The sequence below is a fragment of the Kibdelosporangium aridum genome (genome assembly GCF_900176515.1).
Taxonomy (GTDB): Bacteria; Actinomycetota; Actinomycetes; order Mycobacteriales; family Pseudonocardiaceae; genus Kibdelosporangium; species Kibdelosporangium aridum.
In genome coordinates, this window is sequence record NZ_FWXV01000001.1 from 875393 (window position 1) to 897164 (window position 21772).

19 protein-coding genes are annotated in these 21772 nt (G+C 66.6%); 12 read left to right on the forward strand and 7 right to left on the reverse strand.

Going from position 1 to position 21772, the window contains the following annotated elements; genetic code table 11:
- Positions 1 to 40 precede the first annotated feature (40 nt).
- Complete coding sequence (locus B9C43_RS03545) at positions 41 to 844, reverse strand: NAD(P)H-binding protein (RefSeq protein ID WP_200825411.1); 804 nt, start codon at positions 842 to 844, stop codon at positions 41 to 43.
- Complete coding sequence (locus B9C43_RS03550; protein ID WP_084424557.1) at positions 841 to 1632, reverse strand: NAD(P)H-binding protein; 792 nt, start codon at positions 1630 to 1632, stop codon at positions 841 to 843. Before B9C43_RS03550 ends, B9C43_RS03545 begins: the two co-directional genes overlap by 4 nt.
- A 285-nt stretch (positions 1633 to 1917) precedes the next feature.
- On the opposite strand from B9C43_RS03550, the gene B9C43_RS03555 reads away from it, so the two are divergent.
- Together B9C43_RS03555 and B9C43_RS03560 are read left to right on the forward strand one after the other, a co-directional pair.
- A complete protein-coding gene (locus B9C43_RS03555; RefSeq protein ID WP_084424559.1) occupies positions 1918 to 3027 on the forward strand; it encodes an HAD-IA family hydrolase in 1110 nt (369 codons plus the stop codon).
- 10 nt (positions 3028 to 3037) lie between these two features.
- The gene (locus tag B9C43_RS03560) at positions 3038 to 3925 is read left to right on the forward strand and encodes a hypothetical protein (RefSeq protein WP_084424561.1); all 888 of its coding nucleotides are present in this window, start codon (positions 3038 to 3040) and stop codon (positions 3923 to 3925) included.
- On the opposite strand, the gene B9C43_RS03565 is transcribed toward B9C43_RS03560, so the two are convergent.
- Positions 3911 to 4522: a TetR/AcrR family transcriptional regulator gene (locus B9C43_RS03565; protein ID WP_084424563.1), complete on the reverse strand. Its 612-nt coding sequence runs from the start codon at positions 4520 to 4522 to the stop codon at positions 3911 to 3913. The two genes, B9C43_RS03560 and B9C43_RS03565, sit on opposite strands and share 15 nt — an antisense overlap.
- Before the next feature lie 71 nt (positions 4523 to 4593).
- On the opposite strand from B9C43_RS03565, the gene B9C43_RS03570 reads away from it, so the two are divergent.
- The 5 genes from B9C43_RS03570 to B9C43_RS03590 are packed head-to-tail and all read left to right on the forward strand — an operon-like array spanning position 4594 to position 9597.
- Positions 4594 to 5763 (forward strand): cytochrome P450, encoded by a 1170-nt coding sequence (locus B9C43_RS03570; RefSeq protein WP_235038412.1) that lies wholly within the window; start codon positions 4594 to 4596, stop codon positions 5761 to 5763.
- 38 nt (positions 5764 to 5801) lie between these two features.
- Positions 5802 to 7313, forward strand: coding sequence for an alpha/beta hydrolase (locus tag B9C43_RS03575; protein WP_235038413.1), 1512 nt, complete (start codon positions 5802 to 5804; stop codon positions 7311 to 7313).
- A 7-nt stretch (positions 7314 to 7320) separates the two neighbouring features.
- A complete protein-coding gene (locus tag B9C43_RS03580; protein WP_084425563.1) occupies positions 7321 to 8172 on the forward strand; it encodes an LLM class flavin-dependent oxidoreductase in 852 nt (283 codons plus the stop codon).
- A gap of 35 nt (positions 8173 to 8207) precedes the next feature.
- Complete coding sequence (locus B9C43_RS03585; RefSeq protein WP_084424566.1) at positions 8208 to 8678, forward strand: MarR family winged helix-turn-helix transcriptional regulator; 471 nt, start codon at positions 8208 to 8210, stop codon at positions 8676 to 8678.
- A gap of 19 nt (positions 8679 to 8697) precedes the next feature.
- A complete protein-coding gene (locus tag B9C43_RS03590) occupies positions 8698 to 9597 on the forward strand; it encodes an endonuclease/exonuclease/phosphatase family protein (protein WP_235038414.1) in 900 nt (299 codons plus the stop codon).
- 18 nt (positions 9598 to 9615) lie between these two features.
- Here B9C43_RS03590 and B9C43_RS03595 read toward each other — a convergent pair whose 3' ends face one another.
- Positions 9616 to 10452: a hypothetical protein gene (locus B9C43_RS03595; RefSeq protein ID WP_033391327.1), complete on the reverse strand. Its 837-nt coding sequence runs from the start codon at positions 10450 to 10452 to the stop codon at positions 9616 to 9618.
- 109 nt (positions 10453 to 10561) lie between these two features.
- A complete protein-coding gene (locus B9C43_RS03600) occupies positions 10562 to 11443 on the reverse strand; it encodes a DUF1996 domain-containing protein (protein ID WP_235038415.1) in 882 nt (293 codons plus the stop codon).
- A gap of 152 nt (positions 11444 to 11595) precedes the next feature.
- Here B9C43_RS03600 and B9C43_RS03605 point away from each other — a divergent pair, with 152 nt between their 5' ends.
- A complete protein-coding gene (locus tag B9C43_RS03605; RefSeq protein ID WP_033391328.1) occupies positions 11596 to 12141 on the forward strand; it encodes a sigma-70 family RNA polymerase sigma factor in 546 nt (181 codons plus the stop codon).
- Positions 12141 to 12848: an anti-sigma factor family protein gene (locus B9C43_RS03610; protein ID WP_084424568.1), complete on the forward strand. Its 708-nt coding sequence runs from the start codon at positions 12141 to 12143 to the stop codon at positions 12846 to 12848. The genes B9C43_RS03605 and B9C43_RS03610 overlap by 1 nt, the downstream gene beginning before the upstream one ends.
- A gap of 57 nt (positions 12849 to 12905) precedes the next feature.
- Here the strand turns inward: B9C43_RS03610 and B9C43_RS03615 are convergent, their stop codons facing one another.
- Positions 12906 to 13763, reverse strand: a complete 858-nt coding sequence (locus B9C43_RS03615) for an NAD(P)H-binding protein (protein ID WP_200825412.1) — start codon at positions 13761 to 13763, stop codon at positions 12906 to 12908.
- Positions 13764 to 13844: 81 nt separating this feature from the next.
- Between B9C43_RS03615 and B9C43_RS03620 the strand changes: the two genes are divergently transcribed.
- From B9C43_RS03620 to B9C43_RS03630, 3 genes are read left to right on the forward strand one after another with little or no spacing between them, the layout of a single operon-like run.
- On the forward strand, positions 13845 to 14720 hold the full coding sequence (locus B9C43_RS03620) for an AraC family transcriptional regulator (protein WP_084424571.1): 876 nt from the start codon (positions 13845 to 13847) through the stop codon (positions 14718 to 14720).
- Positions 14721 to 14729: 9 nt separating this feature from the next.
- Positions 14730 to 17777 (forward strand): ATP-binding protein, encoded by a 3048-nt coding sequence (locus B9C43_RS03625; RefSeq protein WP_084424573.1) that lies wholly within the window; start codon positions 14730 to 14732, stop codon positions 17775 to 17777.
- Entirely contained in the window at positions 17774 to 20827 is a 3054-nt protein-coding gene (locus B9C43_RS03630) for an ATP-binding protein (RefSeq protein ID WP_235038416.1), read from the forward strand. The genes B9C43_RS03625 and B9C43_RS03630 overlap by 4 nt, the downstream gene beginning before the upstream one ends.
- On the opposite strand, the gene B9C43_RS03635 is transcribed toward B9C43_RS03630, so the two are convergent.
- The gene (locus tag B9C43_RS03635) at positions 20816 to 21727 is read right to left on the reverse strand and encodes an alpha/beta fold hydrolase (protein WP_235038417.1); all 912 of its coding nucleotides are present in this window, start codon (positions 21725 to 21727) and stop codon (positions 20816 to 20818) included. The genes B9C43_RS03630 and B9C43_RS03635 overlap by 12 nt on opposite strands.
- Positions 21728 to 21772 lie beyond the last annotated feature (45 nt).

The following is a 21772-nucleotide window of genomic DNA, read 5'->3' on the forward strand; positions in this document are numbered from 1 at the left end:
GGCACGGTGAATTCGGGCCCCTCGTGACGAGTTCGTGCCATCAGCGGAAATCGGCCGCGTGATCGAGCGCCCACTGAGCGAATGTGCGTGGCTCGCGGCCGGTGAGCCGCTCGAAAGTATCGGTCGGCTTGAGCACGTCGGTGCCGGCCAGCAGCTCGAGCAGCCATGGCGGGTACTCCTCGGGCGAGATCTGGTCGGGCGAGAGCTCCTCGAACCGGATCTCCCTGCCGATGGCCGCGCTGATCGCCCTGACCTGGTCGATCTGCGAGACGTTGGCCGGGCCGGTGAGCGTGTACGCGGCGCTGACGTGCTCGTCGGTGAGCAGTGCCTCGACGGCCAGTTCGGCCACGTCGGCCTCGTGAACCCACGGATAGCCCGTGTCCGGGTACGGCTCCTTGACGACTCCCGTTGCCCGGATCTGATCCGCCCAGGCCAGCGCGTTGGCCGCGAGCAAGCCGGGGCGGAGGTGCGTCCATTCGGCACCGGTGGCCTCGACCATCGCTTCGACAGCTCGATGGCCATCCCGTTCGTCAATGAGGTGCTCGGCGAGGGCCGTGCCGTCGTCCGTGATGGCGAACGCGGCGGCTGCGGCGGAGTGCACCACGAACCTCCGGACACCCGCCTCGTGTGCGGCGCTCACGAATTTGGCGTCGGCGAAGGGGAAGAGGTAGACGCTTGTGACTCCTTTGAGGACGTCGGCCCAGGTGTCCGGACGTTCGAAGTCGCCGTACACGTCGAGCTTGCTTGTCGGCTTACGCGTCATGACGCGCGGGTGGTGGTCGGCCAGGAGCTTCGCCACACAACGGCCGATGTTGCCGGTCCCGCCGGTGATGAGGATGGTCATCGGAAGTCCCCCACGTGGTCTGCTGCCCATTCCCTGACGGTGCGCGCCGGCCGGCCGAGGACGTCTTCGACCGTCGACAGCACGGGTTCTGGGTTCTCGGTGGCCTGGTGCCAGATGTCGAGCAGCCAGTCCGCGACGAAGTCGGGCACGCCGGACGTCGCCCGCCACTCGTCGGCAGTCAGCTCCTGGAAGCCGATCTGCAGGCCGATGGCGTCCCCGATGGCTTCGGCTTGTTCCTTCTTGGTCAGCGACTCCGGGCCGGAAAGGGTGTAGGTCTGTCCATTGTGGCCGTCGAAGAGCAGCGCCGTCGCGGCCACGGCGGCGATGTCCTGCTCGTGGATCGGGGTTTGCCGGGCGTTGGGGTAGGGCTCCTTGACCACCTTGGTGGTTTTGATGTCCTCGGCCCAGTCGAGGAGATTGGCCGCGAACATGCCGGGCCGGACGTGTGTCCATTCCAGGCCCGAGTTCTCGACGGCTCGCTCGGTCGCTTGGTAGGTCTCGTCTTCCGCGGCTGACGTCAACGTCACGATCCGTTGCACGCCAGCCTGTTTGGCCAGGTCGGTGACGAGGGTCGGCTCGCCGATGGCGAGCAGGTACATCCTGTCGACGCCCTCGAACATCTCCGCAGTGGGGGAGTCGAGGTCGCCTCGGTGGAGTTCGACGGTGCTTGGGAGTGCGGCGGTTTCCGGGTTCCTGGTCAGAGCGCGGACCTCCGCACCCGCCGTGAGGAGCTGGTCTGTGACGTGCCTGCCGACCGTGCCCGTTGCGCCGGTTACCAGAATTCTCAAGGGAAATCCTTCGGTTCGTTGGATCGGCACCGACGCTAGCGAACTTCGGAAACTACACGCACATAGGTCTTTGCTTTAGCAAAACACTTGCTTTTTCAGGCACTTTGTATCTTGTCGTATTTAGTCCACAATGGACTGTCGGTGGGTACGGATGAACACGCGCTTGCCGGGACAGGCTTGGGTCGACGTTCACGCCCAAGTCCGAAGGCCATGTCGGCCTAGGATGGTGCCAGGGCGAGTTCGAAAGGACGCGCCGCCTGTCGCGCGCAACTGTTGAGGGGGATCGTGTCCATCACTCGAGCGTTGTTGATCGATTTCGACGGCGTGCTACGCCACCGCGCCCCGGACGTCGCCGTCCGCTGCGAGCGTGACGCTGGACTGCCTGAAGGCTCTCTGCTGGCGACCGCGTTCGAGCCGGAGTTGCTGACGCCCGCCGTCACAGGTGCCATTTCACAAAAGGAATGGGAAAGCCGGATCGCGAGCACGCTCCAAGCCCGGTACCCGGACGCGGATGTGGCCACCGCCGTCGCCGAATGCTTCGGGGAAATCGGGTACATCGACGATGAGGTCATGGCGATCGTCGACGCGGTCCGTCCACACACGACGATTTGCCTGATCAGCAACGCGACCGACCGTCTGCACCGAGACCTGGCCGCGCTCGGCATCGTCGACCGGTTCGATCACGCTGTCGCGTCGGCGGACCTCGGTGTGACCAAGCCGGACGAGCGTGTTTTCGCCGCTGTGGCAAGGCTCGCCGGTGTTCCGGCCGAGCGGTGCATGGTGGTCGACGACACGCCTGCGAACACCGAAGCGGCGCAGCGGCTCGGCATGACGGGGCATGCCTTCACGTCGGCCGCGGATCTGAAGAAGGCCGTCGATGACTGGCTGGACCGCGACCTGACCGACCGGACATCGCCGGAGGTCCTCGATCGCGAAGCTGTGCGGGTGCTGTGCCTCGACCCCGAGGACCGGTTGCTGTTGCTGCACTGGCGTGACCCGGTCAATGGGGCCTACTTGTGGGAACCCACCGGAGGTGGCGTCGAGCCAGGGGAGAGCTACATCGAGGCCGCTCGCCGTGAGCTGCTTGAGGAAACAGGCTTTCTCGGCGTACGGATCGGGCCGCAGAGCATCCCGGTGCGCCGAGACCAGCTGTGGCGCGGGAAGCGGTTCCGCAACGTCGAGCAGTTCTTCGTCGCTCGCATCTCCGCTGATCAGGCCACCACCACGCCCGTGCTGACCGAGACCGAGGTGGAGACTCTCGTCGGCAGCCGGTGGTGGACATGGCCGGACTTGCTCCGCACGACCGAGCGGATCGAACCCGTCGATATCGTGCACGTGCTGCGTACGTTGGCGCCGGACGGCCCATGGTCCGATTCGTTCAAGACGGGCATGTGATGGTGAGGACATGACTGCAGATATCGCCAAGGCCGCGTCCTTCATGGCCACCCATGCCCGGGTGCTGGATCGTCGTCGCTTCGAGCTGCTGATGGGTACGACCGATGCGAACGCTGTTCTCGCGGCGGTCGACGGCTATCGCAACCCGGACGGCGGGTACGGCTGGGGTCTGGAGCCGGATCTGCGCGCGCCGGAAAGCCAGCCCGGTGGTGCCTTGCACGCCATGGAGGTGTTCGCCGAGGTCGGCACCGCAACCCCGCGAGCCGTGGAACTCTGCGACTGGCTGGAGAGGATCTCCTTGCCGGACGGCGGAGTCCCGTTCGCGCTGCCCGTCGCCGATCCCGCTGGGTGTGCTCCCTTCTGGTTGCAGGTCGACCCCAGCCAAGCTGCGTTGCAGAGCACGGCGTTCGTCACGGCTGTCGCCCTGCGCGTCGCTGAACATGATCCGGCCGTTGCTGAGCATCCGTGGCTGCGCAAGGCGGTCGACTACTGCTTCCGGGCGATCGACGCGATCACCGAGCGGCCCTTCGCGATCGAGATGTGCTTCGCCATCCAGATGCTCGACGCGGCCCACCCGATGTACTCCGAGGCACAGGGGTTGCTGGACAAGCTGGGCCAGTTCATCCCGGACGACGGTCTGGTGCCGGTCGCCGGCGGCAAGGAAGGGGAAACCCTGCGGCCGCTGGACTTCTCGCCGTTGCCCGACCGCCCGTCGCGGCGGCTGTACAAGCCCGAACTGATCGCGGCCGAGCTGGAACGCATGGCCGGCGAGCAAAAGGAAGACGGCGGCTGGACGGTCGACTTCCACAACTACTCGCCCGCCGCGGAGCTGGAGTGGCGCGGGTACCGGACTGTCTGGGCGGTGTCGATCCTGCGCCGCAACTCAGCTCTTCGGTAGGCCGTGCAAGGCGATGTCGATCGCGCGTCGCATCGCCTCCCACATCTTCTCCTGGCCCTCGCCGCGTTCCAGCGCCGCCAGCGACGCGGCCTGGGCGGCGCCGGCCACGGAACCGACGAGCGCGGCGGCACTGATCGGGTCCAGCTCGTCCGGGTAGGCCGCGAGCAGTGCGGTGGCCACCTCGCGCTGGACCTCGTGCGCCTTGTGCAGTGCCTTGGCCTGCAGCGCGGGCACCGACCTGATCAACGACATGTACGCCGCCACCATGTCCGGGTCGTCCAGGCCCGGCCCGTCGGACAGGTACGTGCCGATCGCGGCCTCGTAGGCCCTGGCCAGCAGGTCCGGAATGGTCTCGTCCGGGCCGCGGGTGGCGATCACCTCGATCGGGATCTTGCTGCCGTAGTGGATGTTGTCGGTGAAGAACACGTCCTCTTTGGACGGGAAGTGGTTGAAGAACGTCTTGGTCGCCACGTCCGCGGCCGCGGCGATCTGCGCGACGGTGGTCTGCTCGTAGCCCTGCTCGGCGAACAGCTTCAGCGCGGCCTCCGAGATCAGCCGCCTGGTCTGCTGCTTCTTGCGCTCCCGCCGCGAATCCATGCGCGAACCTTACACCAGGGATAATCTTGCTCTCATTGCAAACTTACACTTGATGTAGTTCCATGGCTCTCATGGAACCCATCACGTACCCCCTCACCAGTGACGGCCCGTTCAACCCGCCCAAGGAGGTTCGTGCGCCGGTGTCGCGGCTGCGCTATCCGGATGGCACGCTGGGCTGGCTGATCAGCAAACGGTCGATGATCCGCGAGATCCTCGCCGACCCTCGGTTCAGCGCGCGCCAGGAGCTGCGCAGCACGTTCTTCTCCAGCGCGGCGACCACGCCACCTGCCCGGCCCGGCATGTTCATCGGAATGGACCCGCCCGATCACACCCGGTACCGCAAGCATCTGACCGGCCAGTTCACCGTGCGCCGGATGCGCAAGCTGACCGAGCACATCGAACAGGTCACCGGCCAGTACCTCGATCGAATGGCCGACGAAGGCCCGGTCGCTGACCTCGTACAGTCCTTCGCAGCGCCCATTCCGGCCCAGGTGATCTGCGAACTCCTCGGTGCGCCGCTGGACTACCGGGAGCGCTTCATGGCGGAGGCCATGACGATGTCCAGGACCGACGTGCCCAAACAGGACGTCACTGCGGCAGTGATGTCCGTGTCGGCTTATCTCGGGACGTTGGTCAAGGAAAAGCGCAAGTCGCCGACCGACGACCTGCTCAGCGGCCTGATCCACGACAGTGACCTGACCGACGAGGAAGTCACCAACATCGCCTTCCTGCTGCTCGGAGGTGGCCTCGACACCACCGCGAACGTGCTGGGGCTGGGGACTTTCGCGCTGCTGCTCGACCGCGCACAAATCCCGGTCCTCACTGACCCGGCGACCGTGGACAACGCGATTGAAGAACTGCTCCGTTATCTGCCAGTGGTTCCCGGCACGGCACGGTCAGCCCTTGAGGACGTCGAGGTCGACGGTGTGCTGGTCAAAGCGGGGGAGACGGTCATGCTCTCGTTGCCGGGCGCCAACCGGGACACCGCGAAGTTCGCCGATCCAGACGCTTTGGACCTGCGCAGGGACACCCACGGCCATGTCGCTTTTGGACACGGTGTGCACCAGTGCCTGGGGCAGCAGTTGGCACGAGTGGAGATGCGCGTCGCGTTTCCCGCCCTGTTCAGGCGTTTTCCCGACCTGGCCATGGCCGTCTCGCCGGACGAGGTGCCGGTGCGTGACGACATGGTCATTTTCGGTGTGCACGCACTGCCGGTCACCTGGGATGTCGGTCAAAAGTAGGACGCGCGCACGCTGGCATTCACGCCACTCTTGGGCGCATGATGCTCAAGCTTCTGACGGCCGGCTTGCTCGTCGCAGGTACAGCGGTCCCGGCAGCGGCTGCTGACAACAGCCTTGTCGCACAAGCGGATGCCGTGCCCACCCCGGCGTTGAACTGGGCACGATGTACCGAGGAAGGCCTCCAGCAGTACGAATGCGCGATCGCTGACGTCCCGCTGGACTACGCCAAGCCGCGCGGCGCCACACTGGGGATCGCCGTGCTGCGCCAACGTGCCACTGGCGATCGGATCGGGACGTTGTTCACCGCGGTCGGCGGTCCAGGTGGATCGGGCATCGACGCGGCCAAGGACGGCCTCGCGTCGGCGGAAATAGCCCGCCGGTTCGACGTCGTGACCTTCGACCAGCGCGGTGTCGTGCGCAGCCGACAGGTGAAGTGCTTCTCCTCGCCCGAGGAACAGGCGCATTTCTGGGACACCATCCCGATGCCGCCCGCAACACCTGCCGAGGAGAAGAGGACCACGCAGGGGAGCAAGGCCTTCGCCGACGGATGCGCCCGGCACAGCGCGGATCTCGTCAACAATCTGACCACTGTGGACGTCGCGCGAGACCTGGACCTGTTGCGGCGTGCGGTCGGTGACGCGAAGCTGACCTACACCGGTGGCTCGTACGCGAGCTACATCGGCGAAGTCTACGGTGCACTCTTCGGTGACCGGGTACGGGCTTTGCAGCTCAACGCGATGATGGATCCGGTGAGCTACTCGACCTCGACGCTCAATGCCTTGTGGGAGCGGGCCGAGGGCACGGCCGGAGTGTGGGCGGAGTTCGCCAGGCTGTGTACCGAGGCGGGTAAGCCCGCATGTGCGTTCGCTGGGCCGGATGTCAGCGGGCGCAACGCTTCCTTGCTGGCACGGCTGAAGAACGGCCCGATCACGGTCGGTCGCGGCGATGCCGCCGTGCAGGTCCGCTACCAGGACCTCGTTCCTGCCCAGGTGTCGATGCTTTACGACACGCAACAAGGATGGCCCGCGTTGGCGGCGATCCTTGATGCCATCGAACGCGGACCCGACGGCGATCCGCAGATCGCGGGCGCCATCCTTGGCGGTGCCGGGTTCCGGCTGGACTTCCTGTCCTCGTTCATCGCCATCACCTGCGCCGACGTCGATCTGCCGAAGGCGCCGGGACTATGGCCGCTGTTCGCGAGAGCTTCCGACGCGAACGTGCCGCACTACGGACGACACTGGTTGTACATGGCGCAGCCGTGCGCGACGTGGCCACAGCCAAAGCAGCGGTACACCGGGCCTTGGCGGCTGAAGTCCGGCGTCCCGGCTTTGCTCATCAACAATCGCTTCGATCCAGTGACCCCGTTGACCATGGCAGTCAAGGCACAGCGGGCAATGGGCAACGCGCGGCTGGTTGTGGTGGAGGGACACGGGCATTCCATCGTGGGCACGTGCACCGACAAGATCCGCGCCGATTACCTGATCGACCTGCGGTTGCCGGCCGAAGGCGCTTCGTGTGAACCGGACCGGCCGCCGTTCGATGGTGTATGAAGATCTTGTGACAACTCTTGGTGCGGTTTTTCGTCCCCAGCTTCCGCCTGAGCGGCTGCGCGGAGTCGTCGAAGCAGCCGAGGAAGCCGGACTCGAGCAGTTGTGGGTGTGGGAGGACTGCTTCCTCGAGGGTGGCATCGCGACCGCGTCCGCCGCACTCGCCTGGACCGAGCGGTTGAAGGTCGGTATCGGCCTGCTCCCGGTGCCGCTCAGGAATGTCGCACTGGCCACAATGGAGACCGCGACCCTGCACCGGATGTTTCCCGACCGCGCGCTGATCGGCCTTGGCCACGGCGTGCAGGACTGGATGGGGCAAGTCGGTGCGAGGGCCGAGTCCCCGGTGACGTTGCTGCGGGAGTACGCGGTCGCGATGCGCTCGCTGCTCGCGGGCGAGCGGGTGACGACCGAGGGCCGCTACGTGAAACTCCAGGACGTCGCACTGGATTGGCCGCCGCAGAGCGTGCCTCCGCTCTACGCGGGGGCGACCGGGCCGCGCTCGATCCGTCTCTGCGGCGAGATCGCGGACGGAACGATCCTCACCGCCGCGACAACGCCGGAAATCCTGGCGAAGGCACGCCAGTTGATCGATGAGGGCCGAGCCGCCGCGGGCAAGTCCGACCCCCACGAGATCGTGGTCTATCTCCTGACTGCGACAGGGGAAGGGGCGGCCGAGCGGATCGCGGCCGACAACGAAGGAGCCAAGGCGGGAGTCGCGGGGAATGCGGAGGACGTCGCGGCCGCCGTACTCCGGTTGGCCGAGGCGGGGGCGGACACGGTTGTCCTGCAACCCACGGCGGACGAACCCGACCCCGAGGGCTTCGTTCGGTTCGCGGCGAACGGGGTCAAACCCCTAATATAAGCGGTCGCTTACCAAAAACCGCTATACTCCCCGTTATGAGCGATCAACCGTTGTCCGCGCGAGAAGAAGCCTTGTGGCGGGCGCTCGCGCGGTTGATGGTCTCGCTTCCCCGTGGCCTTGACGACGACCTACTGCGCAACACCGGACTGTCGCTGACTGACTACTCCGTGCTCATGCACCTGTCCGAAGCGGAGAACCGGCAGCTGCGCATGGCGGACCTGGCGACGGCAACCGCGTTGTCCGCGAGCCGCATTACCCGGGTGGTCGACAACCTGCAATCTCGTGGCCTGGTGGACAAGCAGCGCACCTGCACGGACGGCCGGGGGTACAACGCCGTTCTGACCCCCGCGGGGCTGGCCCGGCTCGAGTCGGCGTATCCCACCCATTTGGCCAGCGTGCGGCGGCGCGTCATCGACCTGATGGACCCAGACCTGATCGGCCCGGTGGGCAAACAGCTTGTCGCCGTGGCCGAAAAGCTGTATTCGGAATGCAAACGGCAGGGCTGACCGGTGGGGCGGTGGGGGATTGTCCAGGAGGGTCCGCAAGAGCGTGATCGGCTTGGTCGCGACGCTGGGGATCAGCTTCGCGATGCTGATGAGGACGGCCGACGCCGACCCGTCACCGATCATCGGTCCCGCTCAACCCGACGGGTTGCACATCATGTCGTACAACCTGAGGTTCGCGTCGGACAAGAAACCGAACTCCTGGGAGCAACGCCGTCCGGTGATGGCCGAACTGCTCAACGGTGAACTGCCGACCATTCTCGGCACGCAGGAAGGCATGTACTCGCAACTGCTGGACATCGACCGCGATCTGCCGTCGCACTACGAATGGATCGGGGTGGGCCGCGAAGGTGGCATGCGGGACGAGTTCGCGGCCGTCTTCTACGACTCCCAGCGGTTGAAGGCGTTGGCGTCGAACCACTTCTGGCTGTCCGACACGCCGGAAGTGGCCGGCTCGAAGTCCTGGGGCAACGTCGTGCCGCGGATGGTGACGTGGGCCCGGTTCGCGGACCTGCGCACCGGCCGCGAGTTCGTCACCGTCAACACCCACTTCGACAACCACTCCGAGGATGCGAGCATCCGCAGCGCGTACCTGGTCCGGGAACGGCTCACCCAGTTCGCGCCGGGGCTGCCGGTCCTGCTGATCGGGGACTTCAACGATCCGGCGACAAGGTCGCGCAGCTACCACGTCCTGGTGACCGAAGGCGGGTTCGCCGACTCGTGGGTCTCGGCACGGCAACGGCTGTCCCCGTTGTACTCGACGTATCACGGATATCGCGGGATCCGGCCGGGTGGCAGCCGGATCGACTGGATCCTCACCAAGGGTGCCACCACGACCTACGCGGCGATCAACACGTTCGCCTCCGGCAAGCAGATCCCGTCGGATCATTTCCCGATCCACGCGCTGGTCACCCTGAACTAAGGGCGCGTCAGACGCGCCTTAATCGAACGAGACCGACGCGACGGTGTCGTCGAAGCGGGTCTTGGTCAGGTCTGGGATCTTGCCGCTGACTGCCAGCGACCTGCCGGTGCAGCCCTTCTCCGACCAGAGCGTGACCCATCCGGTGGCGGACACCGAGGACGTCACCTTCGGCCGCGGCAGGTTCTGGCATCCCTTGCCCCGGGCGTCTTGCGACGACTCGCTGAAGTTCGGGCCGTCGAACAGCGTCGCGCCGCCCGCGACCGGGTTCGGCGGGGTGGTGCCGGTTCCGGCTTTCTTGCCGGTCGGTGTGATGCCGAACCACGTCCGGCCGGCGCCCTGACCCTTGGTGTCGCCCGGTTTCTTGTCGTTGACGTGCCGGTAGACCGGCCAGCCCGCGACGGTCACCTGCAGGAACCCATCGGCCCTGCGGACCACGCCGACGTCGGATTTCTCCACGCCGGTCAGGAAGATCCGGCCGTTGTGGGCGACGGTCACCGGTGGCCAGGACGCCGCGCAGTCGCCGTCGCAGTTGGATTGCGGCGGGTCTGCGGTGTCGTTGTCGAAGCGGTACAGCGTCATCCCGTTGGCGTCGACCAACACCGAGTTCAACGCTCCTGCTTTGCCCGCCTGCAACTGGGCCCAACCGGTGGAGTCGGGTGGCACGTTGTACATCTTGGCCGTGCCGAACAACAGCAACGGGCCTGCTTGGGATTGGGAACCCGCGTTGTTCTGCGCGGCGCCCTGCTCCTCGACAGCCAAGCCGGTGGCGTCCTGTTGCTCAGGTTGTTGTTCGGTGCATGCCGTAAGGCCGAGCGCCACTAGGGCGGCAAGGGCGATGGATTGCTTGCGCGCCATTGGAATCACTCCAGTGCGAGCCCAGGGGCCGGCGGTCGGTCGCCAACCCGCTTTGGCCTGACACGCAAATGGGTTCGCCGAGGTTCAAAAAAATCTTGAACCTGGTGTTTCAGCACGTCCTGCGGCTGTTGACGCACTCGACCACGCGCGCCATGAGCGGTGCGGGCAGTACGCCGATGAACATGGCGTGGTCGGTGAGGGGTTTACGACCCTCTTCCGGGAACGAGTCGATCGCGTAGCGTGCGCCAGGCGGGATCGCGTATGAGACCTCGATGTGCAGCTGTGGCACGGGAAAAGTACCCACACGGCACGCGTCGCCGTTCGGGAACGTGAGGTGGCTGCGATGCAGCTCGCTGTCGGTCTGCAGGCCGTCCCAGCAACTCGGGAAGTCGAAGATCCGAACCACTTGCTGTCCCGCACCGCAGCGCGGATAGCGGTTGGTGACCCTGGTCCGGTCGCCCGAACAGGTCCACTGGACGCGTGCGGTGTGCTCCCCGTTCTGGGACACCGCAACCGGATTTCCGGTGATCGCGCGCAGAAACCGTGGCATGGCAACGACATTGCTCACGGCGTTGCCGCGGAACTGGATCACCACGGAATGCGGCCGCAGGATCCGGCCGTGATTGCCGTGAATTCCGCCGCCGGGGGAGTGCGCGTCGTGGCCTGGTTCGTCGACCAGCCGGAGCACTGGCCAGTAATACGTGGATTTGTCATCGAACTGGCAAGTTGTCGCCGACGCTTCAAGCGTGTCGTTGGTCGAGAACGCGTTCGTGGACACATTTCCCACGTAGTCGTGCACGTGATGGGCGCCGGCGGGCAGCTTGGGCTGGGCGACCACGTTGTCCGCGTTGCGGTGCTCGTTTTCGTTGGTGCCGCAATCGATCTGCCACGTGCCGACGTTCGGCTGGGGCTGCCGCACGGACACTTGGTTGATGTCGATGTAGTCCGAATTGCCTGACTCGCTACTGCAAGCGGACGTGACGGCGGCCAAGGCGCAGAGCGTGGTTATAAACGTGGTCCGTAACGGCACGTCTGATAATCCCACAACGGGCGGATGTGACGCGCGTCACATAAATTCTGGTGAGCCGTTTCGATCCGAAACGCGTGTTGGTCGAGAACTTAAGGCCGTGGAGGTGTGAACGGATGGGCGGGGTGAGAACTCGTCACCGCCAAGTCGCAGATGAGGCACTGGTCCGGACATTGTTCGAGGAACATGGCCGGGCGATGCTCGCCTACGCGACCCGGCTGACCAATGACCGGGCCACGGCCGAGGATGTCGTGCAGGAGGCGCTGATCCGGGCGTGGAAACACCCCGAGGCGCTGGTCAACGGCAAAGGCTCGGTGCGTGGCTGGCTGCTGACTGTGGTGCGCAACCTCGTCTTGGACGGGGTGCGAGCCAAGAACGCCCGGCCCAAGGAGGTCGCCGAGTCGCCGACCACCGGGCCGGTCGAGAAGGACCACGCCGACAAGGTGGTCAACTCGCTGGTCGTGCTGGACGCCCTCGAACAGCTGCCGGACGTGCACCGGTCGGTGCTCGTCGAGATCTACGTCCGCGGTCAGAGCGTCACCGAGACCGCGGAAACGCTAGGAATCCCACCGGGAACGGTGAAGTCACGCTCGCACTACGCGCTACGGGCGTTACGTGACTTGTTCACCGCACGGGGTACCGGCATGGAAGGAGCGGCCTGATGAGTGCGTCCGAACAGCAGCACGTGGACATCGACGCCTTTGTGGCCGGCGAACTGACGCCGGAGCAGGCCGCCGAAGTGGAACAGCACATCGCCGGATGCGAGGAGTGCGGTAGGGAGGTGGACACATTGCGGGAGTTGCAGGACATCCTCGGCGAAGTGCCGCCGGAGGCACTGCTCGAGGGATACCCGGAGGACGCGGACCTGGTCCTGCAGCGGACGCTGCGCCAGATGCGGAACGAATCGTCGTCCACCCAGCGCCGTACCCGCTTACTGACCGTCGCCGCCGCTGTCGTAGCCGCCGCCGTGCTCGTCGGTGGAGGCGTCGTACTCGGTCAATCCACTTCCACCACAGAGCAAAGGGCGGACCCGACGCCGACGCCGACAACGACCCAGCCGCCTGGCGTGCGATTCGCCAGCGCCACGGACAGCGCGACCGGTGCGCGGATCACCGCGCGGATCACGCCGGCCGCCGGCTGGAGCAGGATCAACGCGGCCGTCAGCGGGATCCCCGCGGGGGAGCAATGCCGGCTGATCGTCGTCAGCAAGGACGGCACACACGAGTCAGCGGGCAGTTGGGTAGTGCCGCCGAAGGAAAAGGCTGACGGCACCACATTGGACGGTTCGGCGTTGATCCCCGCCGAGGACGTCACCGCGGTGATCGTCGAGACCACGACCGGCAAGCAGTACGTCAGCGTGAACGTCTGACCCCGAGGTTCGCCGTCCCGAGTCGGGGCGGGACGGCGAACACTGCTTCACGTCCGGTCATGTGGAAGGTCTGCCGTCCCGCCAAGGGGACGGGACGGCAGACCACACCGTATTGCTCGCGAACGTGGCGAAGTCCCGGGCTTCGCGGCCCAGTGCGCGTTGGACTCCGTCGGACACGTGCGCGTCGAGGCCACGCCTGACCGCGCCGACCACGTCGGCGAAGTCGGCCGCGTCCTGCTGCGACCAGCCGTCCTGGACACACTCGGCGATGAACTGCTCTGGCGTGAGCGGGACATAACGAACCTCCCGGCCACTCGCCACTGAGATCGCGTCCATCGCCTCGGCCATCGTCAGTGCCCGCGGCCCGGATAATTCGTACGTTTCGCCTGCGTGCTTCTCCTCGGTCAGTGCGGCCACGGCGACGTCCGCGATGTCCTCCGCGTCGACGAACGTCACCGCGCCGTCCCCAGCGGGCAGCCGGAGTTCGCCCGCCTGCACGGCCGGGGCGAAGAAGCCTTCGCTGAAGTTCTGGGCGAACCAGCCCGGCCGCAGGATGGTCCACGCGATGTCCAGCTCCCGCACGGCTTTCTCGCCCAGTACATGCGTCAACCCGGTGGTGTTGTCGTCTCTGCCGTAACCGGGGACATCAACGCCCCGGCCGGACAACAACACAACCCGCTCGACGCCCGCCTCGACGGCCTTGGTCACGAACTCGCCCGTCAACGTCGCGCCATCAAGGGGAACGACGAACACGGCGCGCACGCCGGCCAGCGCCGGGTCCCACGTCGACTGGTCGAGCCAGTCGAAGCCGGTGCGGCGGGCACCGATTCGGACGTCTGTTGCCTGCTGGGTGAGCCTGGCGACGACTCGGCTGCCGACCTTGCCTGTCCCGCCGAGCACCAATATCGGATTCATGCCGTCAGTCAATCCATGATCGGTGAGACGAGCCATGGCCGAAACGCTCGCTGCGATACGTGAGCGTCTAACCTTGATCACGTGGACATGCTCGCGGACTTGCTGGACGGCGTACGAGCACGTGGGGCGCTGTTCAACCAGACGTCGATGAAACCGCCGTGGTCCTTGCGGTTCGAACTGGGCGTGCAGTTGACCCTGGCGGCGATGTTGAGCGGGCAGGCGTGGGTGATCAGCGATCAGCCCGTCGCGTTGGGCACGGGCGAGATCGCGATCATCAAAGGGCCGTACACGATCGCCGACGATCCGGGCACGCCGCCGCAGTACCTGGTCAAAAGCGACGACTACTGCATCACCGAATCGAATGTCGAGGCGTGCAGGTTCCCTGAAGGCCCGGCGTTGCTGCTGAGCGGCGCGTATCAAGGCCCGATCAGCGAGCGCCTGCTCGACGCGCTCCCGCCGGTGACCGTGGTGCGGGCGCCGAACCCGCTGCTCGACCTGGTCACCGCCGAGATGGCGCTGGCCAGGCAAGGGCAGCGGGTGGTACTCGACCGGATGCTGGACCTGTTGCTCGTATCGAGCCTGCGCGCGTGGTTCGACGAGCACGACGCTCCGGCCTGGTACCGGACCGCGGATCCGATCGTGAGCGACGCGCTCCGGCTGATGCACGAGGATCCGGCCCATCCGTGGACCGTCGTGAGCCTCGCGGTCAAGATCGGCACGTCACGGGCGGCGCTGGCCCGCAGGTTCACCGCGGCGGTCGGCGAACCGCCGATGGCGTATCTGACCAGCTGGCGGATCGCCCTCGCGGCCGACCTCTTGCGTGACACGGACTCCACAGTCGCCGCGATCGCCAGGAAAGTCGGATACGGCAACGCCTTCGCACTGAGCGCGGCGTTCAAACGGCTACGCGGGATGACACCGTCCGAGGTCAGATCGATGACTGTACGTAATGGTTAGGCTTTGCCAATGACCGACTTGATCCTGCTGTCGAGCGTGGCCTTCCGTGGCCGGCAGATCAAGGGCGCACGGCTGATCGGTCTGCTCGCCCTGCTCGCGGGCGACCTGCGCACTGGTTGCGGGATCGGCAGGCTGGTCGAAGGGCTGTGGCCGGACAAGCAGCCGGAACACCCCGCGAACGCGGTGCAGGTCCTCGTGTCCCGCGCCCGGGCACTGCTCGGCTCGGAGGTCATCGTCAGCACCTCGACGGGCTACCGGCTCGCGCTCGCCGAGAACCAGGTCGACTCTTCCGCGGTGTTGCTCAGCGCGTCCGCGGCCAGCCGGGAATCGCGGACAGGCGATCACGTGGCCGCACTCGCGCATGCGGAGGCAGGCTTGGCGTTGTGGGACGAGCCGCCTGCCGTCGAATCGGCCCACGATCCGTTGACCGCGCTCCGGGCTGAGCGGGCGTTGACGTACCACTCGCTTGTCCGGGTTCGTGCGCTGACGCTGTCCCGGCTGGGCCGGCACGCCGCAGCCCTCCCGGACCTGACGGCCTTGGTGGCTCAGTCCCCTCGCGATGAAGAACTACTCCTGGAACTGCTGCGCTGCGAGCATGCCACGATCGGCGCGGCTGCGGCTTTGACACGGTATGAGAAGTACCGGCGGTCATTGCGGGACGAGCTGGGCACCGACCCTGGCCCCGCGTTGGTGGCCATGTACGAGCAGTTGTTGCACGGACGGCCGCCCACTGTCCGATATGGAGTGCTGTACGACTCGAACCCTTTGCTGGGCAGGGATGACGACATCGCGGCAGTGACCGCGCTGCTGCGGACCGCGCGGGTGACATCCATCGTCGGGCCTGGCGGATTGGGAAAGACCAGACTCGCGCACGTCGTCAGCAGGCACGCCGAGCACCGCGCGGTGTATTTCGTCCCGCTCGTCGGGCTCACCGAAGGTGTCGAGGCCGCGGTCGAGTCCGCAGTGGAGACCACCGACCTCGCCGCGGTGCTCGGCGGCGCGTTGCTGGTCCTTGACAACTGTGAGCATGTGCTTGACGAAGTCGCGGACCTGGTGCGGAGGCTGATCTCGCGCAACGAGGACGTGCGTGTGCTGACGACCAGTCGTGCGCCGCTCGGTCTGTCGTCCGAGGCCGTCTATCTGTTGCCAGAACTGGACTTGCCCGTCGCTGTCGAGCTGTTCCGGCAGCGCGCAAATGCTGCCCGCTCGGGCGTCAGCGTGCCGGATGAGGCAGTGGAACGACTGTGCCGCAAGCTCGATTGCCTTCCGCTTGCGCTGGAACTGGCGGCGGCACGGGTGCGGGTGATGTCGGTCGAGGAGATCCTCGACCGGCTGACCGACCGGTTCGCGTTGCTGCGCGGGGCAGCTCGGGACTCGCCCGAACGGCACCAGACTCTGCAGTCCGTGGTCGAGTGGAGCTGGCAGCTGCTCGACCCGGCAGGGCAGGCGGCGTTGCCCGTGCTGTCGGTGTTTCCCGGCGGGTTCACCGCTCAGGCCGCAGCACATCTGCTGGGGTCGGACGACGTGCTCGAGCACCTGGTGGACCATTCGCTGCTCAAGGTCAGCGAGACCAGGTCGGGAACGCGTTTGCGGATGCTGGAGACCGTCCGCGAGTTCGGTGCGGCGCGGCGCGGGCCTGACGCCCTCGCCGGTTTTCTGGCGTGGACACGGCACTTCGGGCGCACCTACTACGAGTCGTTGTTCCGTGCGGATCCCTTCGTCGCGGCTGATCACATCCGGGCCGAGCAGGACAACTTGATGCACGCGCTGCGCATCGGTCTTGCCACAGACGACGGGCCTACCGTCGCGGCGACGACAGGCGTGCTCGCGGCACTGTGGACGGTCGAGTCGAACTATCCGCGGATGTACACGCTGACCAAGGAAACAGCGTGGATTCTTTCGCACTATGCCCCGGAGCCCGACTACGTCGAAGTCACCAGGGCGGCTGTCGTACTGTGCACGTCGAACGTGTTCGCAGTGGAAGGCCCCCAGCCCTCGCGCGGATTGCTCACGCTGCGCAGGCTGCCGCCGCCGCAGCCGGTGGGTGACAGTCCGCTGCGAGCCGCGGCGCTGGTGTTCGCCGCGGCGCCGGAGTACTGGAGCGACAACCAGGCCGCGCTGAAAACGTTGTGCGAGGACGTGAATCCGTACGTGGCGGGATTCGCCAACGGGGTCGCCAGCTACGTGTACCGAGCCTTGAACAACCTCGACGCCGCGGTCACGGCGGTGGACCGGGCGATCAAGGTGCTTTCCACGACCGATTCGCCATGGTTGCAACTCGGCGCGCTCGGCATCGCCGCGGGGATGTGCTTCCAGGCGGGTTTGCCTGCCAAGTCACGGGCCTACATGCAGATGGCGTTGCCGTTGCTGGAAGGGCTTGCCGCTTGGTCTGACGTCGCTCAGATCCGGTGGGGGATGGTCCAGGTCAACCTGCACCTCGGCGAGATCGACGAAGCCGAACGGTGGCTGGCGCTGACCGCGCTCAACAAGGCGGACGACGTGGTGAACGAGCTGCTACCCGATGCAGGTGCCCGCGCGGAGATCGCACTGGCCCGCGGTGAGATCGACGCGGGGCTGCGGCAGTGGCGGCGTGCGGTGGACCAGATGCGCAACCGCCAGTCCCGGACCTTCAAGGTCGAAACGCCAGGCTTGGAACCGTGGGTCCTGGAACACGAAGCCATCACCGTCGTGGCGCACGCTCAGCACGGCAGGCTTGACCTGGTGGCCGACATAGTCGAGGCGTTGCCGGGCAAGCTGATGACGTTGCTGAAAAACCCGGCCACCGCGCCTTCGCCATACGTTGTGGATCACGCCCTCGTCGGCGTGATGCTCATCGCTTTGGCCCATGTGGACGGCCACGACGCAGCCCGGATAGTGGCGTTGGCCCAGCGATTCCATTACCTGGGTGGGTTTCAGCCGACGATGTCCGTCCCGCGCGTGCGTCAACTGCCCGAGAGCGTGGACCTGGAGGCATACGAAGAGGCAGTCGCGCGGTATGCCACCTTGCGGACGGTCGAGTTGCGCCCGGCCGCGCTGGCCCTGTTGGAGGCGCGGTGACTGACCTGGTCCTGCTGTCCCGGGTGGAGTTCCGGGGCAGATCGCTCAGTGGCGCACGGTTGATCGGCCTGGTCGCCATGCTTGCCGGTGATCTGAAGACCGGATGCGGGATCGTCAGGCTGGTCGACGGCCTGTGGCGGGACAAGCGGCCGGAGAATCCGATCAACGCGGTCCAAGTCCTGGTGTCGCGGGCACGGGCACAGCTGGGGTCGGACGTCATCGTCAACACTTCGACGGGCTACCGGCTGGCGTTGCCCGAGACTGAGGTGGACGCCTCGGCTGTCGTGCTCAGCGCAGCAGCGGCGGCTCACCACTCGCGGAACGGTGATCACGCCGCCGCCCTGAGCGATGCCAAGGCGGGACTGGCTTTCTGGGACGAGCCGCCGCCGGCCGAGTTAGCCGACGACCCGCTGTCCGTGCTGCGGGCCGAGCGAACGCAGACGTACCAATCGCTCGTTCGGGTGCGGGCGTTGTCGCTGGCTCGTCTCGGCCGTCACGCCGAAGCCCTGTCACCGTTGACCGAGCTTGTCGCCGGCCATCCACGCGACGAGGAACTCCTGCTGGAACTGTTGCGTTGCGAGGACGCAGTCATCGGCCCCTCCGCAGCGGTCGGGCGGTACGAGGACTACCGCCGTTCACTGCGCGACGAGCTGGGCACCGAACCCGGCCACGCCCTGCGCAAGATGCACCAGCACTTGCTGCAAGCGCAGGCACCGGCTGTCCGGCACGGCGTACTCCACGATCCGAATCCACTGCTGGGCAGGGATGACGATGTGACCGCGGTGTCGAAGCTGTTGAGCGCGTCGCGAGTGACGTCGATCGTCGGCACAGGCGGCTTGGGCAAGACCCGGCTCGCGCACGTGGTGAGCAGACATGCCGAGCAGCGAGTCGTGTATTTCGTGCCGCTCGCGGGCATCACCGAAGGAGTCGTCGCCGAAGTCCAATCCACATTGGACACGCTCGACGTGGTGCAGACCCTCGACAGCAGTCGCGCGTTGCTGGTTCTCGACAACTGCGAGCATGTCCTGGACGAGGTGGCCGACCTGGTGCACGCGGTGGTGACGCAGACCGAGGACGTTCGAGTCCTGACCACCAGCCGCGCGCCGCTCGGGTTGTCCTCGGAAGCTGTGTATCCGTTGCCGGAACTGGATTTGCCGACCGCTGTCGAGCTGTTCACGCAGCGGGCACGCGCCGCGCGTCATGATGTGACGCTGCCCGCTGCCGTCGTGGAACAGTTGTGTCACAAGCTCGACGGCCTGCCACTCGCTCTGGAACTGGCTGCGGCGCGGGTGCGTGTCATGTCGGTCGAGGAGATCGCGCGGCGGCTGGCCGATCGGTTCACGTTGCTGCGCGGGGGAGCGCGTGACTTGCCACAACGGCACCACACGCTGGAGGCGGTCGTCGAGTGGAGCTGGCAGCTGCTGGACCCGGCTGGACAGACGGCATTGCCGGTCCTGTCGGTGTTTCCTGGCGGGTTCACCGCGGCCGCGGCGCGGCACGTGCTCGGCTCGCACGACGTGATCGAGCAGCTGGTGGCCCATTCACTGCTCAAGGTACGGGAAACCAAGGCGGGCACTCGGTTCGTGATGCTGGAGACGGTCCGTGAGTTCGGTGCGCTGCGCCGTGATCCGGCAGTCACCACGTCCTTCCTGGCCTGGGCCAAGGACTTCGGCAGCGCACACTACCAATTGCCGTTCCACGCCGACCCCGTGACAGCCGTCGAGATCATCCGGGCCGAACAGGACAACCTGGTGCACGCGATGCGCCTAGGCGTCACACGCGGTGACGCTCCGACAGTCGCCGCGACAACTGCTGTGCTCGCCGCGTTGTGGACGGTCGAGTCCAGCTATCAGCGAGTGACCGCGCTGACCGATGAGACAGCGTGGCTGTTGTCGCATTACCAGCCCGAGCCGGAATTCGTCGACGTCCTGTTGGCGGCTTCCGGGTTGTGCGTCCTCGGCTCGTTCGCCACCAAGGGTGCGCGCGCAGGACGTTCGCTGTACACCCTGCGCAGGGTGTCAGTCGGCGCCCCAGCTGACAACTTGGTCCGAGCGTGGGCGAAGGTACTGGCGGCCACGCCTGAGTTCTGGGGCACCGAGCGCAGCGAACTGGAGAAGCTGTGCACCGATCCCGATCCGTACATCGCCGGGTTCGCCAACATCCTGTTCGGCTACGGGAACGGGTCCGTGAGCGATCCGGTCCGTGTGCTCGCGTCGGCGAACCGCGCGATCGAGTCGTTCTCCGCGGCCGACCACCCCTGGTTGCACGTCACCGCGCTGTCATTGGCTGCCAGCAGTTACTTCCACAGCGGCCAGTTGACGCAGGCGAAGGCGTACATGCGCGAGACTTTGCCGGTCTTCCAGGAGATGGGATCCACGTGGCACGTCGCCCAGATTCGCTGGGCCATGGTCGCGATCAGCCTCGGCCTCGACGAGATCGACGAGGCCGAGCGTTGGCTGGCGCTCACCGCGCTGAACGGGGTCGACGACTTCGCCGGGGAACTGCTGCCCGGACCGGGACTGCGCGCGGAGATAGCGCTCGCCCGTGGCGACATCGACACTGGGCTGCGGCGATGGCGGCACGTGATCGAGCAGCTCGGCAGCCGGCGCGGGGAGGGCTTCCTCGCCACCACGCCAGGGCTGGAGTTGTGGGTGCTGGAGTGCCGTGCCGTCGCGGTGGTGGCGCACGCGCAGCACGGCAGACTCGGCCTGGTCGCTGACCTGGCCGCAGGTCTGCCGGACACCCTGGCCCAGTTGCTGACCGAGCGATCGACCTCGTCGTCCCCGGTTATCCGGACCATCCAGGTGATCGGTGCGTTGCTCGTCGCGCTGGCCGCCGCCAACCCTGAGCGCGCGCCCCGGATGATCGCATTGGCCGAACGGTGTCGTTACCTCCGTGGCTTCCAGCCGACCATGGCACCGCATCGGGTCCGCGAACTGGCCGAGCGCGTGGACAAACCGGCGTATCTCGACGCCGTCGAGCAGTACGCGGCGCTGGAGGATGACGAGCTGCGGTCAGCCGTTGCGGCGTTACTCAGCTCAAGGCGCTGAGCAGCGGTTCCCAGCGCAGACGGTACGGCTCTGCTCAACGAGGTCGCGGATCGCCGTCACCACCTCGTCCGCGGCGTCGATCGTGACCGTGCTTTGCGACGCTTGGACAACGCGGTGCTCGCCCTGTGGAACTGACCGGGCGATGGCGTCGTCGAGCGCCATCTTGCCGTCGTTGATCTGCTGGACCTGCTCCTCGGTGACGAACAGCTCCTGTCCCGGGTCGGCACCAAGCGCGGACATCACGATCAACGGAACGTCCGGGAAGTCGCCCTGACCACGCATCTCCTCGGCGAGCTGCGCGAGGTTGCTGCGCTCGGTCGCGCCGATCTTGAACCACTCGTCGGACAGGTGCTTCTCGATGAGCAGGTCGCGCACCCGCGGAGGCCAGTCGACGAGCCGCTGGCGGAGCACGTCTCGCAGGAAGTCGAGCAGTTCCGGGGCGAAGTCCGGATGCCTGTCCTGCTCGGGGACGCCGGCCAGGTGCGACCCTTCGGGCAGGTAGGTGTCCCAGTCTTCGTGCAGGACATCGAGAAGGAGCAAACCCGCGACCTCGTCAGGGAAAAGCTGCGAGTAGCGGCGTGCGTAGACCCCGCCAAGCGAATGCGCGACGAAGATGTACGGCCCACGGACCTCGGCGGCCTTCAGCAGGGTCCGTAGCTCAAGGGTCGGTTCCGTGGCGTTGCGCGGCAGACGGACCGCGTCGCTCCAGCCGGTACCCGCGCGGTCATAGATCACGCTGGTGGTGAACTGGCTGACCCGCCGGTGGACGTTGAGGTAGTCCAAGCCGACCAAGGTCGCGCCGGGCAGGAACACCACCGGTGGCCCGCCGGCGCCGTCCTTGTGCAACGCCAGCATCCGGCCACTGACCTCGTACAACCGGCCAAGCGGTGGCGTAGGCACTGCGGCTCCCTGGTTCTGATCGACTGGGACGAGGGTGCCGCCGCC